Genomic DNA, 20,831 nt, shown 5'->3' on the forward strand with positions numbered 1-20,831 from the left:
CCTGTGGACTGGGGATTCTCCAGAATCTACGATCCACAGCCTGCCTTGAACGCCCGGTGGTTTCGAGGCTCCTCGCTAGCGCTCGTCGCACCTCAACCACCGGGAGTTGAGCCCCCAGCAAGACCAGCCCACGACCGCCTAGCCGCAAGCCGACCGCCGGACCCGACCACCCACCCAGCTTCTCGTCGCTGCCTCTCGGAGCTGTACCGGCTCGTGACCGCAGCCTGTCCGGGACCACGACGACCGCCTACCCAACCGCAAGCCGACCGCCGGACCCGGCCACCCGCCGTACTTCCGCGTCGCTGCCCTTTCGGCACTGTGCCGGCTGGGAAGCCGCAGCCTCGGGGGAGGTCCCCCGAGTCCGGCGCTCTCGCCGATGCGGAGGACTGTTCCACCTGCACCGGCTACGCAACCGAAGCCCGAGCAGCACCAACCCCCTAGCCTGTCCCGCATGGCACGCGAGCTCCGACGAGTAGCCGTCTTCTGCGCCTCCTCCACCGGCACGGACGAGGACCTGGTCCGGGCGGCGTACGACGTGGGGCGGGGTCTTGCGGAACGCGGGATCGGCCTGGTCTACGGCGCCGGCGGGCACGGGCTGATGGGGGCGGTGTCGGATGGCGCGCTCGAGGCGGGCGGCGAGGTGGTCGGCGTGATCCCGCGCAGCATGGTCGAGCGTGAGTGGGGGCGTGCGGACCTCACCGAGCTGCACGTGGTGGAGACGATGCACGAGCGGAAGGCGCTCATGGCGGAGAAGGCGGACGCCTTCCTGTGCCTGCCTGGCGGGCTCGGCACACTCGAGGAGATCGTCGAGGTGTGGAGCTGGCGGCAGATCGGCTTCAACGACGACCCGGTGTGCTTCTACGACACCAAGGGCTTCTGGCAGCCGCTGCTCGGAGCACTGCAGGGACTGGTGGACGCGGGCTTCGTGCGCCAGGACGTGCTCGACGACGTGGTGGTCGCCGACGACCTGGACGCGGCGCTGGCCGGGCTGGCGCAGCGGGTCGGTGCGACGTTCGTGGACAAGCTGCGGGGCGTCTGAGCGCGCAGCTCCTAGCCGGCGAGCGTCAGGACCAGCCAGACCACCGCCACCGCGGCGGCGGCGACCGCCAGCCCCACGGCGAGGGTGCCGGCCCGGCGGGTGCGCGGCTCGGTGCGGGCGAGCAGCCCAAGCCCCGACGCCACGAGGGCCACCACGACGCCGAGGACGGCGTAGAAACCGGTCAGCGCCAGGACGACGGCGACCACGCCCGCCCCCACCGCCAGCGGGCCGAGGGGCCGCACGTCGACGTCGGGCGGCTTCACCCCGGAGCGACCGCTCTCGTCCACGGCCTCAGCCCTTCTTGCGGTTGAGGAACGCGGTCATCGCCTCGCGGGCCTCGTCGGAGCCGAAGAGGCGGGCGCTGAGCTCGACCAGCTCCTCGCCCTTCGCGTCGATCCGCTCGAGCAGCTCGGCGCCGACGAGCTTCTTGGTCTCGCGCAGCCCCTGCGCGGCACCCGTGGCGATCTTGGCGACGACGTCGTCGACGGTGGCCTGCAGCTCCGCGGCGGGGACGGCGAAGGTGGCCAGGCCGTAGTCGCGGGCCTCGGTGCCGCTGAACACCTCGCCGCCCAGGGCGGTCCAGGCCAGGCCGCGCGGGGTGAGCCGCGGAAAGACGGTCAGCGAGATGACGGCCGGGGTGAGGCCGAGCTTCACCTCGGTGAGCGCGAAGGTGGCGTCCTCGGCGACGACCACGACGTCGGAGGCGGCGACGATCCCGATGCCGCCGGCGCGCGCCGCGCCCTCGACGACGGTGACGACCGGCTTGGTCAGCGCGACGATCTGGCGCTGGACGGCGACGATCGCGCGGGCTCCCTCGTGCATCGGCACGGTGGAGGCCTCGGACAGGTCGGCGCCGGAGCAGAACACCCGGCCGGACGAGCGCAGCAGCACGACCCGGACGCTGTCGTCCTCGTCAGCCCTCGTGAGCCGGTCGACCAGCTCGGTGACGAGCTGGCGCGAGAGCGCGTTGCGGTTGTGCGGCGAGTCGAGCGTGATCGTCGCGACGCCGTCGGCGACGTCGAGGTGGACGAGCTCGGCAGGTGCGTCAGTCATGGGCGCCATCCTGCCGGATCCGCGCCGCGCGACCACCCGCGAACGTGGGTCCCGGCACCGCGTGCCGGGTCAGCCCTCGTGGATCGGCTTGCGGGGCAGCTTCTTGACCCGGGTCCGCTTGCGGCGGGCGGGGATCATCGAACGCATCTCCTCGAGCTTGCCGAAGCAGAGCAGCCGGTCCTCGGCCTCGAGCACGTGGTGCGGGAAGGGGTTCGGGATGACCACGGTGCCGCGGTGGAGGGTGAGCACGGTGATGTCGCGGTCGCGCAGGCCGGAGTCGCCGATGGACTTGCCGACGAGGTCGGCGTCGCCGTGGACGACGAGCTCCGCGACGCCGTACCCGGTCGAGACCGAGAGCCGTTCGCGGACGTCGATCTGCGGGAAGGCGACCTGGTTGTCGATGTAGTCGATGATCGCGCCGGCGACGTCGAGCTTGGTGGCCTGCTCGATGCCCTCCAGGCCCGGTGAGGAGTTGACCTCCATGACCAGCGGGCCCTCGTCCGCCTCGAGCATGTCGACGCCGGCGACCTTGAGGCCCATGATCTGCGCGGCGCGTACGGCGGTGCGCTCGGCCTCGGGGTCGAGGGAGACCGCCTCGACGCTGCCGCCGCGGTGCACGTTGGACCGGAACTCGTCGCCCTGGGCGACCCGGCGCATCGCGGCGACGACCCGGTCGCCGACGACGAGGGCGCGGATGTCGCGGCCGCGGCTCTCGGCGACGAAGCGCTGGATGAGCACCTGCTGCTTCGTGCTCTGCAGCGTCTCGATGATCGCCTCGGCGACCTTGATGTCCGGGGCGAGGATGACACCGATGCCCTGCGTGCCCTCGAGCAGCTTGATCACGACCGGGGCGCCGCCGACGCGCTCGATCGCGGGGATCACGTCGGCGCGGTCGCGGACGAACGTCGTCGCCGGCATCCCGATGTTGTGGCGCGACAGGATCTGCGAGGCGCGCAGCTTGTCGCGGGAGTTCGAGATGCCGTTCGCCGTGTTGGGCGTGTAGACGTCCATCTGCTCGAACTGCCGGACGACGGCGGTGCCGAAGTAGGTGATCGAGTTGCCGATGCGCGGGAGCACGGCGTCGTAGTCGGAGAGCTGCTTGCCGCGGAACTGCAGGTCCGGCTCGTCGCCGGACAGGTCGATCGCGAAGCGCAGGGTGTTGAGCACCTTCACCTGGTGACCACGGTCGAGCGCCGCGGTGCGCAGCCGCTGGGTGCTGTAGGACCGAGGTGCGCGCGAGAGGATCGCAAGCTTCATTCCTGGGACTTCGCTCCGCGTGTAGGAGTGCCTGCTTGGATGTCAGGGTGGCCAGCACCCATTCAAGCAGCCCGCCGGTCGTTGCCGGCTGGCGCGAGTGGGTGCGCCTCCCCGGCCTGGGCGTGGGCCCGGTGAAGGCCAAGCTCGACACCGGCGCGCGCACCTCCGCGCTGCACGCCTTCGACCTCGCCCACTACGAGCAGGACGGCGAGACGTGGGTGCGCTTCTCGGTCCACCCGTGGCAGCGCTCGGCGGAGGACGCGGTGTACGTCGAGTGCCCGGTGCACGACCGCCGCACCGTCCGCAGCTCGACGGGCCACACCCAGGAGCGCTTCGTCGTGCTGACCGAGCTCGAGCTCCTCGGCCGCACCGTGACCACCGAGGTGACGCTCACCCGGCGCGACGAGATGGGCTTCCGGATGCTGGTCGGGCGCGAGGCGCTGCGGCAGGGCTTCCTCGTCGACTCCGGCCACTCCTACCTCGGCGGCCGCCCACCCCGCAAGGTGCGCCGCAAGAACCGCGGCGTCGCGACGGGGGTGCAGCGTGGCCCTGCGTGAGTCCTTCGCGATCGGCAACGTCCGGGTCCGCGCCGGGTCGACCAAGGAGGTCGAGCTCCCGATCACCCGGCTGGTGACCGGCGGCGACGTGAGCCTGCCCGTGCGGGTCGTGCACGGCCGCGCCGACGGCCCGACGGTCTGGGTGAATGCCGCGATCCACGGGGACGAGGTGCTCGGCGTCGAGGTGATCCGGCAGGCGATGGCGACGCTGTCGGCCCGCACCTTCCGCGGCACGCTGGTCGCCGTCCCGGTGGTCAACGTGCTCGGGTTCATGAGCGGCGACCGCTACCTGCCGGACCGCCGCGACCTCAACCGTTCGTTCCCGGGCTCGGCGCGCGGGTCCCTGGCGAGCCGGATCGCGCACCTGTTCATGACCGAGGTCGTCAGCAAGTGCGACGTCGGCATCGACCTGCACACCGCCGCCGACCGGCGGACCAACCTGCCGCAGATCCGCGCCGACCTCGACGACACGCGCACCCGGGAGCTCGCCGAGGCGTTCGGTGCGCCGGTGATGCTGCACGCCCGGCTGCGCGACGGCTCGCTGCGCCAGGCGGCGCGCGACCGCGGCGCGACCGTCCTGCTCTACGAGGCCGGTGAGGCGCTGCGCTTCGACGACGACGCGATCGCCGTCGGCGTGCGCGGGGTGCGCCGCGTGCTGGCCGCGCTCGACATGATCGACGCCGAGTCCGACGACGAGGACCTCCCTGCGGTGGTCGAGGCACGCTCGAGCACGTGGGTCCGGGCCCGCGGGACCGGGATCCTGCACCTCGACGTCCACCTCGGCGAGTGGGTCGATGAGGGGCAGCGGCTGGGCGGGCTGTCCGACACCTTCGGCCGGCGGGTGCGCCTGGTCCACGCGGACCGCGCGGGGATCGTGATCGGCCTGACCCGCGCCCCGATCGTCCACGCCGGTGACGCGCTGGTGCACATCGCCACCGAGGTCGCAGCGCCCGAGCCCGCCGAGCCGCGCGAGGCGCCGGAGACCGAGGACCACTGACCCGGTCCGGGCCGCAGGCCGGGACATCCGCCGACCCCGTCGGCTCCGAACTACCCCCATGAGGACACGACTGCCCTGGGCGGCGTACGGCGTGCTGGCGACCCTGGCCGGGGTAGGGCTCGCGCACCTCGCCGCCGCCCTGACCGACCCCGCGACGTCCCCGGTGCTGGCCGTCGGCTCCGCGGTCGTCGACCTGACGCCCGCCCCGGCCAAGGAGTGGGCGATCCGGCAGTTCGGCAGCGCCGACAAGGCGGTGCTCGTCGGGTCCGTGCTGGCCGGCGTGCTCGTGCTCGCCGCCGTCGCCGGGCTGGTCGCCCGGCGGCGCCCTCCGGCCGGCGCGGCGGCGCTGCTCGGGCTGGTGCTGGTCGCAGCCGCAGCGGTGGTCGGCCGCCCCGAGGCCGGCGTCGCCGACCTGCTGCCGGCGCTGGTCGCGGCCGTGGCCGGGCCGTGCGCGCTGCTCCTGCTGGCCCGCGCCCACCGCGGCGCCGCGGGCACCAGCGCGACGGGGACCGGACGACGGACCCTCCTGCTCACCGCCGCCGCCCTCGGCGCCACCGCAGCGGTCGGCGGCCTCGCCGGCCGGGTCGTCGCCTCGCTGCGCGCCCGTCCCGAGGAGGTCGCCCTGCCCGCTCCGGTCGACGCCGCGCCCGCACTCCCTCGGGGCCTGGACGACCAGGTCCCGGGCATCACGCCCTTCCGCACCGCCAACGCCGACTTCTACCGCGTCGACACCCGCCTCGACGTGCCCGTGGTCAGCACCGACGACTGGACGCTCACCGTCGACGGCGACGTCGCGCGGAAGGTCACGCTCACCTTCGACGACCTGCTCGCCATGCCCCTGGTCGAGCGCGACATCACGCTGACCTGCGTCTCCAACAGCGTCGGCGGCCCGTACGTCGGCGGCGCGCGCTGGTTGGGCGTCCGGCTCACCGACGTGCTCGACCTGGCCGGGATCGCCGGCACCTCCGCGGACCAGCTGCTGTCCACGGACGTCGACGGGATGACGATCAGCACCCCGCTCGCGCTCGCCACCGACGGCCGCGACGCGCTGCTCGCGGTCGGGATGAACGGCGAGCCGCTGCCGCGGGAGCACGGCTTCCCCGTGCGGATGGTGGTCCCCGGCCTCTACGGCTTCGTCAGCGCCACCAAGTGGCTCTCCCGGCTCACCCTGACGACCTACGCCGAGCGGGAGGCGTACTGGACCGCGCGCGGCTGGGCGACGGACGCGCCGATCAAGATCGCCGCCCGGATCGACACGCCCCGCGCCCTGGCGCAGCTCGCCGCGGGCGACGTCGTCGTCGGTGGCGTCGCCTGGGCCCAGGAGCGCGGCGGGATCGACAAGGTGCAGGTACGCATCGACGGCGGCCCGTGGCGCGACGCGCAGCTCGGGCCCGACGGCGGCGACGACTACTGGCGCCAGTGGTTCCTCCGCTGGCCGGCCACCCCGGGGTCCCACCGGATCGCGGTGCGCGCCGTCGCCGGCAACGGCGAGCCCCAGCCGGCCGTGCGGGCCGAGCCCTTCCCCGACGGCGCCAGCGGCCTGCACGAGCTCATCGTGACCGTCGCCTGAGCGGCACCAGCCACCGTCAACAAAAACTTTCCGATCCGTCCCATCCGCCGGGCCGGCGGCTCCGAAGACCACACGAGACCCCGTCCACGCCCCTACGGAAGGCACCCCCATGAAGCTCCAGAAGCTCCGCCGCACCACCGGTGTCGGCATCGCCGTCATCGCCCTCAGCGCTACCTTCGCCGCCTGCAGCAGCGAGGACGACGAGCCCACCGGCGGCTCCGACACCACCTCCTCCGAGACCTCCGAGGACACCGGCTCCGAGGACGCGATGGCCGCGGGAGGCACCGCCGAGGTCTTCGGCCCGGCCTGCTCCGCCGTCCCCACCGAGGGCGAGGGCTCGCTCGACGGCATGGTCGACGACCCGGTCGCCACCGCCGCGAGCAACAACCCGCTGCTCAGCACGCTGGTCACCGCGGTGACGAGCATCGACGGCCTGGCCGACACCCTCAACGGCGCCGAGGCGCTCACCGTCTTCGCGCCCTACGACGACGCGTTCGCCGAGATCCCCAAGAAGGACCTCAACGGCCTCGTCGAGGAGGGTCAGCAGAAGGGTGACAAGAGCGCCCTCTACAAGATCCTCGCCCACCACGTCGTCGGCGCCAACGCCACCGCCGACGCGGTCGTCGGGGACCACGAGACCCTCGCCGGCGACCAGCTGACCGTGGACGGCGACCCCGCCTCGGGCATGACCGTCACCGACGGCACCGTGACTGCGAACGTGCTCTGCGGCAACATCCCGACCGCGAACGCGACCGTCTACGTGATCGACAAGGTGCTCACCGGGGTCAAGTGACCTCGTCAGCACCTCGGCACCTCTGGAAGGATCAGCAGATGGATGCGGTCCCCGACGACCCGGCCGGCGTCCCCCTCGCGGGGGCGCCGGCTGGCGCCGGCCCCGACCTCGGCGCGCTGCTGAGGCGCTCGGCCCGCGGTGACGAGGCCGCGTTCGCCGAGCTCTACGACGCCACCGCCGCCCGCGTGCACGGCCTCGTGGTGCGCGTGGTCCGCGACCGGGCACAGTCCGACGAGGTCACCCAGGAGGTCTTCCTCGAGGTCTGGCGCCAGTCCAGCCGGTACGACGCCACCCGCGGGAGTGCCCTGGCGTGGCTGATGACCATCGCCCACCGCAAGGCGGTGGACCGGGTGCGCAGCGCCGAGGCCGCCGCCCGGCGCGACGTGGTCTACGAGGAGACCAACCGTTCCGTCCCCCACGACGAGACGGCCGAGGCCGCGACCGCCTCCCTGGAGGCGGCCCGGGTCCGCGCCGCGCTCGCCAGCCTGACCGACGTCCAGCGCGAGGCCATCGAGCTGGCGTACTTCGGCGGCTACACCCACACCGAGGTGGCCGCGCTGCTCGACCTGCCGGTCGGGACGGCGAAGACAAGGATCCGCGACGGCCTGATCCGCCTGCGCGACTCGATCGGAGTAGGAACATGACCGATCACGACCTGCACGCCCTCTCCGGCGCCTACGCGCTCGACGCGCTCGACGCCGACGAGCGGGCCCGCTTCGAGGCCCACCTCGCCGACTGCGCCGGGTGCCGCGAGGAGGTGGCCAGCCTCCAGGAGGCGGCCGCCCTGCTCGGCACCGACGAGGTCGAGCCCCCCTCCTCCGTCCGCGACGCCGTGCTCTCCGGGATCGGAGCGGTCCGCCCGCTGCCGCCGATCACCGAGGACCGCCCCGAGGACCGCACCGACCGCCGCCCCGGCGACCACGCGGCCGCGGAGGACGACGAGCTCGCCGGTCGTCGTACCCGTCGCTCGCTGCTGCGCCGCCTGGGCCGCACCCCGCTGCTCGTCGCCGCGGCCGCGGTCCTGCTGCTCGCCGTCGGCACCGCGCTGGTCCGGCCCTGGGCCGACGACCCGCCGCCGCTCTCCCCCGAGCAGCGGGTGCTGGCCGCCGAGGACGCGACCCGCGTCCAGCAGGAGTTCCCCGACGGCTCCCGGGCGACCGTCGTGCTCTCGCGCAGCGAGGGCCGCGCCGTGATCGTCACCGAGGACATGGCCCCGGCCCCCGAGGGCAAGGTCTACGAGATCTGGCTGCAGACGCCGCAGGGGTCGATGATCCCCGCCGGCCTCATGCCCGACGACCCCGACACGACGCTGCTGCTCGACGGCGACGCCTCCGAGGCGACCGCCGTCGGCATCACGGTCGAGCCGGACGGCGGGTCGCCGGAGCCGACGTCCGAGCCCATCGCCGTGCTCGCGCTGGACACGTGATGCGCAGCCACACGACACCGCGGCGGGTCGCCGTGGTGGGTTCCGGCGTCGCCGGCCTCACCGCCGCGTACGTCGCCTCGCACCCCGCGAACGGCGCCCACGTCACGCTGCTCGAGGCCGACGACCGGCTCGGCGGGCACGCCGACACCCACGACGTCGTCGACCCGACCGGCCGCGAGCTGCGCATCGACAGCGGATTCATCGTGCACAACCGCCGCACCTACCCCACCCTGCTGCGGCTCTTCGACGAGCTCGGCGTCGCGACCCTGGAGTCGGAGATGTCGATGTCGATCAGCGACGAGCAGACCGGGCTGGAGTGGGCCGGCGCCCTCGGGCGGCGCGGCCTCTTCCCCGCCGGCACCGGGAACCACCGCAACCCCGGCTACCTGCGGATGCTGCGCGACGTCCCCCGCTTCCACCGCCGCGCCCGACGCCTGCTCGATGCCGCCCCGGACCCCGCCGCCGACCCGACGACGCTCGCCGAGTTCCTCGACGCCGGCCGCTTCTCGCCGTACTTCCGCCGTCACTTCATGGAGCCGCTGGTGGCCGCGGTGTGGTCGTGCGACCCCGACACCGCGCTGGACTACCCGGCGGCCTACCTCTTCGCGTTCCTCTCCCACCACGGGATGCTGCAGGTCTTCGGCTCGCCCACCTGGCGCACGGTCGCCGGCGGCTCGCGCACCTACGTCGACGCGGTCGCCGCGGCGCTGCGCGAGCGCGGTGCGGACGTCCGCACCGGTAGCCCGGTCCGCGCCGTGCGGGAGACCGCCGACGTGGTCGAGGTCGTCACCGACCGCGGCACCGAGGTGTACGACGCCGTCGTGGTCGCCGCGCACCCCGACCAGGCCCTGAGGCTGCTCGCCGACCCGACCCCGGCGCAGCGCGAGGTGCTCGGCGCCATGCCCTACAGCCCCAACACCGCGCTGCTGCACACCGACACCCGGCTGATGCCCGGCGCCCCCGAGGCGCACGCGTCGTGGAACTTCCGCCGTCCCGCCGCGGACCGGGCCGGCGTGCTGGTCACCTACGACATGACCCGGCTGCAGCGGCTGCCCACCGACACCCGCTACCTGGTGACCCTCGGCGGGGAGGACCTCGTCGACCCGGACACGGTGATCGTGCGCCGTGACTACGCGCACCCGCTCTACACCCCCTCCTCGGTCGCCGCCCAGCGCCGGCTGCCGGAGCTCGACAGCGACCGCCTCGTCTTCGCCGGCGCCTACCACGGCTGGGGCTTCCACGAGGACGGCGCACGCTCCGGCCTCGCCGCCGCCGAGCGCCTCGGCCTGGCCTGGGGCGAGCACTCCCCCTCGTCCCCCGCCGCGACGTCGTACCGCGCCACCCTGGTCCACCAGCGCCGCGAGCCGGTGGAGAGCTCCTTCGAGCACCGCACCAGCACCTGGGTCGTCGACCTCGACCAGGTCGGTCCCGACGGCCGGGTGCCCGGCGGTCGCGGCCGGTTCCTGGGCCGCGACCACTTCGACGGGGACACGGACTCCGTGCGCGAGGGCCTGGACCGGTTCCTGGCCGCGCACGGCATCGACCTGCGGGGCGGCCGCGCGCTGATGGCCGCGCTCCCCCGTGCGTACGGCCACTGCTTCAACCCCATCTCGGTCCACTGGTGCTGGGCCGACCGGGAGGGAGGCGGCCGCCCCGCAGCCACCGTCGTCGAGGTGCACAACACCTACGGCGACCGCCACGCCTACCTGCTCGACACCGACGAGCGGGGCCGGGCCGTGGTGGACAAGGAGATGTACGTGTCGCCCTTCCACGGCGTCGACGGCCACTACGAGGTCGTCGTCCCCCCGCCGGACCCGGCTGCCGGTGCAGCCCCGACCTGACCACCACCCCCGTCCCCTCGCCGCGGCCCCGCGCCGCCGCGAGCTCGAGGAAGGCCTCCGCCCATGACCGTGACCGACCACCTCCCCACCTCGCCCTGGGTCGGCCTGCAGCCGGTGTCGACCGGAGGCGTGGCCGCCCGCGTCGCCGAGCGGCTCTTCCGCTCCGCGCTGGGCCGCCGCAAGGTCACCGTGCGGCTCGAGCACCCCGACGGCACGACCGAGGTCCTCGGCCTCGGCGGACCCGGCATCGTGGTGCACCGGCCGGCGGAGCTCTTCGCCCGCGTCGGGCGCGACAAGCTGATCGGCTTCGGCGAGGCCTACCTGACCGGCGCCTGGTCCGAGGACGGCACGCCCGGCGACGGCGTGCTCGGCGAGTTCCTGACGGTGCTCGCCGCCGACATGGCGCACCTCGTGCCGCCCTCGCTGCAGAAGCTCCGTGCCGTCGTCGCACCGCGCCGCCCGCGCAGCCAGCGGGGCAGCCGCGAGAACACGCAGTCCAACGTGGCCCACCACTACGACCTCTCGAACGACCTCTTCGCGGCCTTCCTCGACCCGACGCTGTCGTACTCGTCGGCCCTCTTCGAGGACCTCGAGACCGCCCTCGCCGAGGACTTCGTGGCAGCGCAGCACCGCAAGATCGACCGGCTGCTCGACCAGGCCGGCGTCACCGCGGGCACCCGCCTGCTGGAGATCGGCACCGGCTGGGGCGAGCTCGCGATCCGCGCCGCCGCCCGCGGCGCCGACGTCCGCTCGATCACCCTGTCCGTTGAGCAGCAGCGGCTGGCCCGGGAGCGGATCGCCGCCGCCGGGCACGCCGACCGGGTCTCGGTCGACCTGTGCGACTACCGCGCCCTGCTGGACGAGCCCGCCGGGGCGTACGACGCGGTGGTGTCCGTCGAGATGATCGAGGCCGTCGGGCGGGAGTTCTGGCCGGCGTACTTCCGCACGCTGGACCACGTGCTCGCGCCGGGCGGTGCGGTCGCGATCCAGGGCATCACGATGTCCCACGAGCGGATGCTGGCGACCCGGTCGACGCACACCTTCATCACCAAGTACATCTTCCCGGGCGGTGCCCTGCCGTCGGTCGAGGCGATCCGCCAGGTCATCGGTCGGCACACCTCGCTGCACGTCAGCGACGAGCTGGCGATGGGTGCGCACTACGCCCCGACGCTGCGCCGGTGGGACCTCGCCTTCCTCGCCTCCCGTGGGCGCGTCGCCGAGCTCGGCTTCGACGAGACCTTCGTGCGGATGTGGCACTTCTACCTGGAGTACTGCCGGGCCGGGTTCGCGTCGGGCTACATCGACAACCACCAGCTGACGTTCACCCGGGAGGCGTGATGTCCGACCTGCCCGACGTCGTGCACCTCCAGCCCCGGCAGCCGTCCGGCGGTCCGACGGCCCCGGGCGGCGACGCGGATGTCGCGCCCCGCCTCGAGCGGGCGCTGCGCCCGTTCGTCGGGGGTGACTTGCCGGTCCGGCTGGTCGCCTGGGACGGCTCCACCGCCGGACCCGACGTCGCCCCCGTCGTGGAGCTGCGCTCCCCGGACGCGCTGCGCCGGCTGCTGTGGCACCCCGGCGAGCTCGGCGCGGCGCAGGCCTACGTCACCGGTGAGCTGGAGGTGCGCGGCGACCTCGACACCGCGCTGACGCACGCCTTTGCGGTGGCCCGGGAGCGGGGACTGTCCGGCCGACGCCCGAGCGTGCGCGCGCTGGCGGGCGCGGTGCGCACCGCGGTCGGGCTCGACCTGCTCGGCCGCGCCCCGGAACCGCCGGCGACCCAGGCCCGGGTCCGCGGCCGCCTTCACAGCAGGACCCGCGACCGCAGCGCGATCAGCCACCACTACGACACGACCGCGGAGTTCTACTCGCTGATCCTCGACGAGGAGACGATGGCCTACTCCTGCGGCTACCACTCCTCGCCCGACCAGCCGCTCGCCGACGCCCAGCGCGCCAAGCTCGACCTGGTCTGCCAGAAGCTCGGCCTCGAGCCGGGCATGCGCCTGCTCGACGTCGGCTGTGGGTGGGGGTCGCTGTCCCTGCACGCGGCGGAGCACTACGGCGTCCACGTCACCGGCGTGACCATCTCGACCGAGCAGCAGCAGTTCGCCCGCGCCGCCGCGCTGCGCCGCGGGGTGGCCGACCGCGTCGAGATCCGGTTGTGCGACTACCGCGACGCCGTACCGGCAGCAGGTGACGAGCGGTACGACGCCGTCGCCTCCCTCGAGATGGGCGAGCACGTCGGCCAGTCGAACTACCCGACCTACGCCCGGGTGCTGCACGACGCGGTCCGCCCCGGCGGCCGGGTCCTCGTGCAGCAGATGTCGCGCGGCGGCCGCTGGCCCGGCGGCGGACCGTTCATCGAGTCCTTCATCGCCCCCGACATGCACATGCGCCCGGTCGGGGAGACGGTCGCGCTGCTCGAGGCGTCCGGGCTCGAGGCACGCGACGTGCACGCCCTGCGCGAGCACTACGTGCTCACCGTCGCCGGCTGGCTCGAGCGGTTCGAGGCGAACGTCGACCTCCTGGCGGCGCTGGTCGGTGAGGAGCTGGTCCGCGTGTGGCAGCTCTACCTCGTCGGCGGCTCGATGGCCTTCCGCGACGGCAGGATGGGGGTCGACCAGGTCCTGCTCGTGCGTCCCGGTGCGGCGCACGGCCTGCCGTGGAGGAGGCCCTCGTGAACGTGCTCATCTCGATCCTCGCCGCCCTTGCCGCGGCAGCGCTGGTCATGACGGGGACCGCGCTCGTCGCCCGCCGGCAGGGCCGGGTGGCGATCGTCGACGTGGCGTGGGGGCTGGGCTTCGTGCTGGCCGCCGTCGCGTCCGGCGCCGCGGCCCTGCTGCTCGACGCCGGTGACGCCGTGCGCACCGGCATCGTCGTGGCGATGGTCGCCGTCTGGGGCCTGCGCCTGGCGGCCCACATCGGCCGGCGCAGCGCGGGCCACCGCGACGAGGACCCCCGCTACGTCAAGCTCCTCGGCGGCACGCTCGCCGAGGTCGGCATGGCCCGCGCCGTGCGCAAGGTCTTCGCCATCCAGGGCGCTGCCCTCGCGTTCGTCGCCCTGCCCGTCGCGGTCGGCGTCGTCCAGGGCGTCGCGTGGTGGCCGGTGGTCGTGCTGGGCGTCGTCGTCTGGGCCGTCGGCCTGGTCTTCGAGGCGGTCGGTGACGCGCAGCTGTCGGCCTACCGCGCCCAGCCCCGCGAGAGCCGGCCCCCGGTGCTCGACACCGGCCTGTGGGCGTGGACCCGGCACCCGAACTACTTCGGCGACTCGTGCGTGTGGTGGGGCACCTGGCTCGCGGGCGGCCTCGCGTCGGGCTGGGTCGTCGGCCTCGCGACCGTCGCGGCGCCGGCGGTGATGACGTACTTCCTGGTCCACGCCACGGGCGCCCGCCTGCTCGAGCAGACGATGATGAAGCGTCCCGGCTACCCGGAGTACGCCGCCCGCACGCCGCTCTTCCTCCCGCGGCCCCCGCGTCGGCAGGACCGGGGTCGCCGGGGTCACCGGGTCCCGTAGACCCCGATCCCGAGCCGGACCTCCCCGACGTCGCGGGTGTAGCGCCGCCCGTCGGCGTCGGTCAGCCGGACCGTGAGCTCGACGTTGCGCCCGGGCGCGACGTAGCGGTCGCGCTCGGTGCCGTCGGGCCGGGTCCGCGAGACCAGGATGCCGGGCCGGTCGCCACCGCCCTCGGGGTTGAAGGAGTAGGCACCGAAGGTGTCCTCCGGCTCGGGACCGGACGTGCAGGACACCTGGAAGACGTGCCACCCGTCGAGCTCCACCGTCACCCACGGCATCCGGCGGTCCCCCGGGACCGGCTCGGTGGTCGTGCAGTGGACGGTGAAGGTCGCGTCGGCCGGCAGCACCAGCCCGCGGGTGATCGCGCGCTCCCCCGGCTCGCCCACCACCGACGAGACCAGCGGCTCACCCTCGACCACGGCCGGGAAGGTGACGTCGGCGCCCCGGGTGGGGTCGACGCTGCCGTCGGTGACCGTCGGCGCCGGGTCGTCGGCCGGGCCGGGACCGGCGTCCCGCCCGGGCAGGGCGACGGCCAGGGCACCGCCGCCGACCACGGCCACGGCGGCCAGGGCGGCGACGGCGTGCCGGCGGCGTCGTACCGTGCGGACGCGGTGGGCGACCTCGGTGGGTCGGGCGGCGAGTCCGTCGTCGCCGTCGGGTGCGTGCGTGGCGAGCGCCTGCCGCAGGTCGTCGAGGGTGTTCATGCGCGGTCCTCCTCAGGGGCGAGCGCGGGGTCGATGCGGAGCTTGGCGAGGGCGCGGCTGCACTGGCTCTTGACGTTGCCGACGCTGCAGTCGAGGACCCGGGCGGTCTCCGCCTCGGTGAGGTCCTCGAAGTAGCGCAGCACCACCACCGCGCGCTGCCTGCGCGGGAGCCGGCCGAGCGCGGTCCAGAGGTCGTGGCGGGCGTCGCTGCGCTCGGCTCCCGTGGAGGACGCGGAGCCGGTCGGCTCCGGCAGCTCGTCCGTGGCGTGCTCGCCGTTCCACCTGCGCCGCCACCAGGAGGCGTAGGTGTTGACCAGGATCCTGCGGACGTACGGCTCCGGGTCGCCGTCGATGCGGCGCCAGGCGAACCACGCCTTGGTGAGCGCGGTCTGCAGGAGGTCCTCGGCGAGCGCGTGGTCCCGGGTGAGCAGGTACGCCGTGCGCAGCAACGCGCTCGACCGGGCCGCGACGAAGGCGTCGAAGTCGGCCCGTGCCTGCATCGCTCCTCCTGGCGTGCTCCGTCTTCCCTGCGCGGTTCCCGGCGCCGTTCCCTGGGCCGATCCCTGTGCCGGGGGCGGGGACTGGATGGTGTTCACGTGGTGTTCCACCGCCCGGGACCCCGGAATGGTTGCACGCGGCCCTAGGCTTCCTTGCCGTGACCGACCACGTGGGCGAGGAGTACCTCCGGCTGGCCTCGGCCGACAACTTCCGCGACGTCGCCGGCCCCGGCTACGCGACGGCCGGCGGCGGCCGCCTGCGCACGGGCGTCTTCTACCGCTCCAACGACCTGCGGCTCACCGACGAGGACCACGGCCTGCTCAGCTCGATCGGGCTGCGGACCGTGATCGACCTGCGGGCGCCGGCGGAGATCGAGCAGCACCCCGACCCGGAGGTGCCCGGCGCGGAGGCGATGCACTTCGACGCGATCGGCATCCCGATGGAGCAGGTCGCCGGCCTCGCCTCGCGCGAGGACGCTGCCGAGCTGATGGAGGAGGTCTACCGCGGTTTCGTGACCAGCCCGAAGTCGACGACCGCCTTCGGCGGCGTGCTGCGCCAGCTCGCCTCCGGCGGGCCGCAGCTCTTCCACTGCTCCGGCGGCAAGGACCGCACCGGGTGGGTGGCCGCGATGCTGCTGCACCTCGCCGGCGTCGACGACGCCACCATCGAGGCCGACTACCTGCTGACCAACGCGCTCACCGCCGCCAGCCGCGCACGCACGGAGGCCGAGATCGAGCGCCACCTCGGCCCCGACGGCGTCGCGGTCTACGAGCCCGTGCTCGTCGTCGACACGTCCTACCTGCGGGCCGCCCTGTCCGCGCTGCGCCACGAGTACGGCGACCGGGCGACGTACCTGCGCGAGGGCCTCGGCCTGGACGAGGACGTGCTCGGCACGCTGCGCCGGCACCTGCGGCACTGAGCGGACCGGCTGCCCTCAGGCGTCGGACTTGGGCGGGATGGTGAACGGCTGGGTCGGCTCGTCGACCGCCTCCGGCCGCGGCGGCATCCCCGGGAGGTGCTGCTTGATGACCTTCTCGGTGCGCGGGTCGAGCACGATGTCGTGGGTGTCGCCGTCGCGGCCCTCGAAGCGCACCGCGACGGTCTGGAAGCCCTTGTGCCGCTGCATCTGCGCGTACATCGCGTAGGCGCGCCGGTCGGCCTCGGTGAGGTCGACGGAGTCGGTGAACGGCGTGAGCAGCGCCCGCGGCCACAGCCGCCGCGCGAGCACCACGTTGACCTCGATGCCGAGCACGCCCATGATCGCGCCGATGTAGAGCAGGCCCATCAGGCCGAGGACGACGCCGAACGTCTCGGTCATGTTGTTGCGGTCGGCGCTCGCGATCACCTTGGTGACGTAGATCGTCCCGATCCACTGCAGGAACTGCCACAGCACGGCGATCGTGTAGCCGCCCGGCGCCGCGCGGATCACGTTGGCCCGGATCGCCCGCGCCGCGGCCATCCGCAGCAGCACCGTCATCGTCGCGCCGAGGATCAGCACGGTCAGCAGGCGCACGATCCAGTGGAACCACCCGTGCTCCGAGAGCTCGCCGATCACCTCGGTCTCGGTGAGCACCGCCGAGCCGACCGAGATCGTGAAGATGACCGACCCCGCGACCAGCAGGATGAACAGGCTGTTGATCCGGGTCATCACCGGGTGCGGCCGACTGTTGCGCGGCACCGCCCAGGCCGCGGCCTGCACGTTCTGCAGCGCGAGCCCGAGCCCCAGGGCGCCGTACAGCGCGGTGAGGGCACCGACGACCACACCACCGGTCGAGCCCTGGATGCCCTCCGGCCGGCCGAGCGCGTCACCGATGATCGGGAACTGGCCGAGCGCCGAGTCGAGCACCTGCTCCTGCAGCCGCGGGTTGCCCTCGAGGACGAAGCCGAGGATCGAGGTGCCGAGCAGCAGCAGGGGGAAGATCGACAGGAACGCGTAGAACGTCAGGATCGCGGCGAGGTAGTTCCCCTGGTCGTCGAAGAACTTGTAGATGACCGCGAGCGGGAAGCCGAAGACCGAGTGGCGGCGCTGGCCACGGTCCATGTCTCCGACGAGTCCCACACGACGCAACCTATGACATCGACCGCAACGACCTGTGGACGAGTGCCCGGAAACCGGTCCGGCGGGTGGGGTGGCCGGCCCACGACAGTTTCGCCGGTCGACCGGCGAAACTGTCGGACCTGACCGACAAAACTCACGCCTGACCGATGAAACTTCGTCGGTCAAGCATGAGTTTCGCCGGTCGACCGGCGAATTTGTCCCGGGCTACCGCCCCGCCGGCCGGCGCAGTGACGCCGGCCGACGGAGCGGAGGGAGCGAGGCACGAGCGACACGCTCGCGCCATCAGCTCAGTACGACTTGGGGAGACCCAGCGAGTGCATCGCGACGAAGTTCAGGATCATCTCCCGGCTCACCGGGGCGATCCGGCCCAGGCGGGCGGCGACGAGCAGGTTGCCCAGGCCGTACTCCGCGGTCAGGCCGTTGCCGCCGTGGGTGTGCACGGCGACGTCGGTCGCGTTGCAGGCGATCTCGCCGGCGGCGTACTTGGCCATGTTGGCGTACTCGCCGGCGGTGAAGTCGTCGCCGGCGTCGTAGAGCGCGGCGGCCTTCTGCCAGAGCAGGCGGGCCTGCTCGAGCTCGATCTTCACCTTCGCCAGCGGGTGCGCGATGCCCTGGTGGGAGCCGATCGGCTGGTCCTTCCAGACCGAGCGCTCCTTGGCGTAGCCGACGGCCTTGTCGAGGGCGTAGCGGGCCAGGCCGCACGACATGGCCGCGCCCATGATGCGCTCGGGGTTGAGGCCCGCGAACAGCTGCCNCCGCCGTCCTCGTCGCCGACGAGCGCGTCGGCGGGGAGCCGGACGTCGTCGAGGAAGAGCGTGAACTGCTTCTCCGGGGCGCTCCACGACATCGGGATGGGCTGCTTGGTGAAGCCCTCCGCGTCGGTCGGCACGACGAAGAGCGCCGGCTTGAGCTTGCCGGTCCTGGCGTCGGCGGTGCGCGCCACGATGAGCACGGACTGGGCCTCGTCGACACCGGAGATGAAGGTCTTCTGGCCCTTGAGCACCCAGGTGTCGCCGTCGCGCTCGGCGGTGGTGGTGATCTTGTGCGAGTTCGAGCCGGCGTCGGCCTCGGTGATGCCGAAGGCCATCAGGTGGGTGCCGTCGGCGATGCCCGGCAGCCAGCGCTTCTTCTGCTCGTCGGTGCCGCAGCGGCTGATGATCGAGCCGCAGATGGCCGGCGAGACGACCATCATGAGCAGCGGGGTGCCGGCCGCGGCCGTCTCCTCGAGCACGGCGGCAAGGTCGGCCATGCCGCCGCCACCGCCGCCGAACTCCTCGGGGATGTTGACGCCGAGGAAGCCGGCCGAGCCCATCTCGAGCCACATCTCGGTCATCTTGCCGCCCTCGCGGGCCTGCTTCTCGACGAATTCACGGCCGTACCTGGCAGCCAGCTTGGTCACCGCCTCGCGCAGCGCGACGCGCTCCTCCGGCTCGGTGAACATCGTCTCGGTCATGCTTCCTCTTCTCCTTCGTCCCCGGACTCGACCGGTTCCACGACGGCGAGCACGGTGCCCGCCTCGACCTGCTGTCCGGCGCTCGCCGACAGCTCGGTGACGGTGCCCGCATAGGGCGCCGCGATGGTGTGCTGCATCTTCATGGCCTCCATCACGAGGATGGGCTGGCCTTCCTGCACGACGTCGCCGACGGCCGCGCGGACGTCGACCACGCTGCCGGGCATCGGCGCGAGCAGGGAGCCGGCGGCGACCTGCGTCGACGGGTCGACGAAGCGCGGCACGATCCTCAGGGTGACGCCGCCGCGCGGGCCGTCGACGAGGACGGCCTCGTCGATGACGCGTACGTCGTAGCGGCGGGTCACGCCGTCGACCTCGACGACGACACCGGTGGGGCTCGCCTCGAGCACCGTGACGTCGTCGCGGTCGGCGTGGCGGAAGCCCCCGCGGCCACCGAGCCAGCGCACCTCGACCTCCTCGGACCCCACCCCGAGCACGGTCGAGCGCGGGCCGGCATGGACGTTGCGGAAGCCTGCCGGGATGCGCGACTGCACGCGGGCGTGAACGCGGCGGTGCTCGGCCAGGGCGACGGCACCGACGAACGGCAGCAGGTCGTCGGCAGCCGGCGCCAGCGTCTCCGGGTGCTCGGCGTAGAAGGACGTCGCGACGCCGGTGGCGTCGAGGAACGCCGGGTGCCGCAGCGAGGCGACCAGCTGGTCCCGGTTCGTGGTGAGCCCGTGGATCCGCGCCCGCTCCAGGGTGCGGGCCAGCGCACGGGCGGCCTGCTCGCGGGTCGGCGCCCAGGCGATCACCTTGGACAGCATCGCGTCGTAGAAGGTGCCGACCTCGTCGCCGGACTCGAAGCCGGTGTCGAGGCGGACCCCGTGCCGGTCGAGCGCGAACGCATCGTCGTGCTCGATGGCCAGCTCCAGCAGGCGACCGGTCTGCGGGGCGTAGTCGGCGGCCGGGTCCTCGGCGTAGAGGCGCACCTCGATCGCGTGCCCGTCCGGCTGGGGGTCGACCTCGGGGAGGTCGCGCCCCTCGGCGACCGCGACCTGCAGCTCGACCAGGTCGACGCCGTACACCTGCTCGGTGACGGGGTGCTCGACCTGGAGCCGGGTGTTCATCTCGAGGAAGAAGAACCGCTGGGTGTCGGCGTCGTAGAGGAACTCCACCGTGCCGGCGCCGCGGTAGCTGATCGCCGCGGCGGCCTTGCGCGCGGCCTCGTGCAGCGCAGCGGCGACCTCCTCGGTCAGCCCCGGTGCGGGCGCCTCCTCGACGACCTTCTGGTGGCGACGCTGCAGCGAGCAGTCGCGCTCGCCGAGCACCAGCACGCCGCCGCGGCCGTCGCCGACGACCTGCACCTCGACGTGGCGGCCGCGCTCGACGTAGGGCTCGACGAAGACGGTGCCGTCACCGAAGGCGGACTCCGCCTCGGCCGCGGCCTTCTCCACCTCGCCGGCGAGGTCGGCCAGCGACCGGACGACGCGCATGCCGCGCCCGCCGCCGCCGGCGGACGCCTTGACGAGCAGCGGGAGGTCGGCCTCGGTGGCGGTGTCCACGGTGAGGTTGCCGAGCACCGGGACGCCGGCGGCCTCCATCAGCTTCTTGGACTCGATCTTCGAGCCCATCCGGTCGATGGAGTCCGGCTCCGGGCCGATCCACGTCAGCCCGGCCTCGACGACCTGGCGGGCGAAGGCGGCGTTCTCCGACAGGAAGCCGTAGCCGGGGTGGATCGCGTCCGCGCCCGAGCGGCGGGCGGCCTCGATGACGAGGTCGCCGCGCAGGTAGGTCTCGGCCGGCGTGCTCCCCGGCAGGCGTACGGCGGCGTCGGCCTCCCGCACGAACGGCAGCCCGGCGTCGGCGTCGGAGTGCACCGCCACCGTCTCGATGCCGAGCCGGCGGGCGGTGCGGAAGACGCGGCGCGCGATCTCGCCGCGGTTCGCGACGAGGATGCGGTTGATCATGCGATGACCTCCGGTCCGGTGGCGTCGTTTCGGGGAGATCGYCCGGTGGTTGAGGTGYGACGAGCGCTAGCGAGGAGCCTCGAAACCTCCGGACCCTCGTGGCGGGCGG

Annotated in this window: 19 protein-coding genes and 2 pseudogenes; 12 read left to right on the forward strand and 9 right to left on the reverse strand. The window is 73.5% G+C overall.

Annotation, left to right across the window (positions count from 1 at the left end):
* Positions 1-451 precede the first annotated feature (451 nt).
* Positions 452-1,039, forward strand: a complete 588-nt coding sequence (locus L615_RS10495; RefSeq protein WP_145725029.1) for a TIGR00730 family Rossman fold protein — start codon at positions 452-454, stop codon at positions 1,037-1,039.
* An 11-nt stretch (positions 1,040-1,050) separates the two neighbouring features.
* On the opposite strand, the gene L615_RS10500 is transcribed toward L615_RS10495, so the two are convergent.
* The 4 genes and pseudogenes from L615_RS10500 to L615_RS10510 form a co-directional block, all read right to left on the reverse strand.
* Complete coding sequence (locus tag L615_RS10500; RefSeq protein ID WP_145725030.1) at positions 1,051-1,326, reverse strand: hypothetical protein; 276 nt, start codon at positions 1,324-1,326, stop codon at positions 1,051-1,053.
* Positions 1,327-1,330: 4 nt separating this feature from the next.
* The gene (locus L615_RS10505; RefSeq protein ID WP_315897784.1) at positions 1,331-2,092 is read right to left on the reverse strand and encodes an enoyl-CoA hydratase-related protein; all 762 of its coding nucleotides are present in this window, start codon (positions 2,090-2,092) and stop codon (positions 1,331-1,333) included.
* Between the two features lie 69 nt (positions 2,093-2,161).
* Positions 2,162-2,506 carry a cation:proton antiporter regulatory subunit gene (locus L615_RS24735; protein ID WP_396954747.1) on the reverse strand — a complete coding sequence of 115 codons (345 nt, stop codon included), beginning with the start codon at positions 2,504-2,506 and terminating at the stop codon, positions 2,162-2,164.
* Positions 2,489-3,349 (reverse strand): annotated as a pseudogene (locus L615_RS10510) (RimK family alpha-L-glutamate ligase); the annotation flags it as partial. The pseudogene L615_RS10510 and the gene L615_RS24735, both read right to left, overlap by 18 nt.
* A gap of 47 nt (positions 3,350-3,396) precedes the next feature.
* On the opposite strand from L615_RS10510, the gene L615_RS10515 reads away from it, so the two are divergent.
* The 10 genes from L615_RS10515 to L615_RS10560 all read left to right on the forward strand — a co-directional run bounded on the left by L615_RS10515 (position 3,397) and on the right by L615_RS10560 (position 14,044).
* The gene (locus L615_RS10515) at positions 3,397-3,906 is read left to right on the forward strand and encodes a RimK/LysX family protein (RefSeq protein ID WP_145725033.1); all 510 of its coding nucleotides are present in this window, start codon (positions 3,397-3,399) and stop codon (positions 3,904-3,906) included.
* A complete protein-coding gene (locus tag L615_RS10520; RefSeq protein ID WP_222430520.1) occupies positions 3,893-4,903 on the forward strand; it encodes a succinylglutamate desuccinylase/aspartoacylase family protein in 1,011 nt (336 codons plus the stop codon). Before L615_RS10515 ends, L615_RS10520 begins: the two co-directional genes overlap by 14 nt.
* 58 nt (positions 4,904-4,961) lie before the next feature.
* A complete protein-coding gene (locus tag L615_RS10525) occupies positions 4,962-6,473 on the forward strand; it encodes a molybdopterin-dependent oxidoreductase (protein WP_145725034.1) in 1,512 nt (503 codons plus the stop codon).
* A gap of 109 nt (positions 6,474-6,582) precedes the next feature.
* Positions 6,583-7,266 (forward strand): fasciclin domain-containing protein, encoded by a 684-nt coding sequence (locus L615_RS10530; protein ID WP_145725035.1) that lies wholly within the window; start codon positions 6,583-6,585, stop codon positions 7,264-7,266.
* Between the two features lie 38 nt (positions 7,267-7,304).
* Complete coding sequence (gene sigK, locus L615_RS10535; RefSeq protein WP_145725036.1) at positions 7,305-7,910, forward strand: ECF RNA polymerase sigma factor SigK; 606 nt, start codon at positions 7,305-7,307, stop codon at positions 7,908-7,910.
* On the forward strand, positions 7,907-8,692 hold the full coding sequence (locus tag L615_RS10540) for an anti-sigma factor domain-containing protein (RefSeq protein WP_145725037.1): 786 nt from the start codon (positions 7,907-7,909) through the stop codon (positions 8,690-8,692). Before sigK ends, L615_RS10540 begins: the two co-directional genes overlap by 4 nt.
* On the forward strand, positions 8,692-10,533 hold the full coding sequence (locus tag L615_RS10545; RefSeq protein ID WP_145725038.1) for an FAD-dependent oxidoreductase: 1,842 nt from the start codon (positions 8,692-8,694) through the stop codon (positions 10,531-10,533). Before L615_RS10540 ends, L615_RS10545 begins: the two co-directional genes overlap by 1 nt.
* Positions 10,534-10,596: 63 nt before the next feature.
* Positions 10,597-11,871 (forward strand): class I SAM-dependent methyltransferase, encoded by a 1,275-nt coding sequence (locus L615_RS10550; RefSeq protein ID WP_145725039.1) that lies wholly within the window; start codon positions 10,597-10,599, stop codon positions 11,869-11,871.
* Positions 11,871-13,211, forward strand: a complete 1,341-nt coding sequence (locus L615_RS10555; RefSeq protein ID WP_145725040.1) for a cyclopropane-fatty-acyl-phospholipid synthase family protein — start codon at positions 11,871-11,873, stop codon at positions 13,209-13,211. The genes L615_RS10550 and L615_RS10555 overlap by 1 nt, the downstream gene beginning before the upstream one ends.
* On the forward strand, positions 13,208-14,044 hold the full coding sequence (locus tag L615_RS10560; protein WP_261376632.1) for a DUF1295 domain-containing protein: 837 nt from the start codon (positions 13,208-13,210) through the stop codon (positions 14,042-14,044). The genes L615_RS10555 and L615_RS10560 overlap by 4 nt, the downstream gene beginning before the upstream one ends.
* Here L615_RS10560 and L615_RS10565 read toward each other — a convergent pair.
* Positions 14,029-14,748, reverse strand: a complete 720-nt coding sequence (locus L615_RS10565) for a hypothetical protein (protein ID WP_145725041.1) — start codon at positions 14,746-14,748, stop codon at positions 14,029-14,031. The genes L615_RS10560 and L615_RS10565 overlap by 16 nt on opposite strands.
* Positions 14,745-15,248 carry a SigE family RNA polymerase sigma factor gene (locus L615_RS10570; protein ID WP_145725042.1) on the reverse strand — a complete coding sequence of 168 codons (504 nt, stop codon included), beginning with the start codon at positions 15,246-15,248 and terminating at the stop codon, positions 14,745-14,747. Before L615_RS10570 ends, L615_RS10565 begins: the two co-directional genes overlap by 4 nt.
* 155 nt (positions 15,249-15,403) lie before the next feature.
* Here L615_RS10570 and L615_RS10575 point away from each other — a divergent pair, with 155 nt between their 5' ends.
* Complete coding sequence (locus L615_RS10575; protein ID WP_186449823.1) at positions 15,404-16,165, forward strand: tyrosine-protein phosphatase; 762 nt, start codon at positions 15,404-15,406, stop codon at positions 16,163-16,165.
* 15 nt (positions 16,166-16,180) lie between these two features.
* Here L615_RS10575 and L615_RS10580 read toward each other — a convergent pair whose 3' ends face one another.
* The 3 genes and pseudogenes from L615_RS10580 to L615_RS10590 all read right to left on the reverse strand — a co-directional run bounded on the left by L615_RS10580 (position 16,181) and on the right by L615_RS10590 (position 20,722).
* Positions 16,181-17,305: a YihY/virulence factor BrkB family protein gene (locus tag L615_RS10580; protein ID WP_232221709.1), complete on the reverse strand. Its 1,125-nt coding sequence runs from the start codon at positions 17,303-17,305 to the stop codon at positions 16,181-16,183.
* 287 nt (positions 17,306-17,592) lie between these two features.
* A pseudogene (locus L615_RS10585) lies at positions 17,593-18,758 on the reverse strand (acyl-CoA dehydrogenase family protein).
* Positions 18,755-20,722 (reverse strand): biotin carboxylase N-terminal domain-containing protein, encoded by a 1,968-nt coding sequence (locus tag L615_RS10590; protein WP_145725044.1) that lies wholly within the window; start codon positions 20,720-20,722, stop codon positions 18,755-18,757. Before L615_RS10590 ends, L615_RS10585 begins: the two are co-directional and overlap by 4 nt.
* Positions 20,723-20,831 lie beyond the last annotated feature (109 nt).

This window comes from Nocardioides sp. J9, from assembly GCF_007829375.1.
Classification (GTDB): Bacteria; Actinomycetota; Actinomycetes; order Propionibacteriales; family Nocardioidaceae; genus Nocardioides.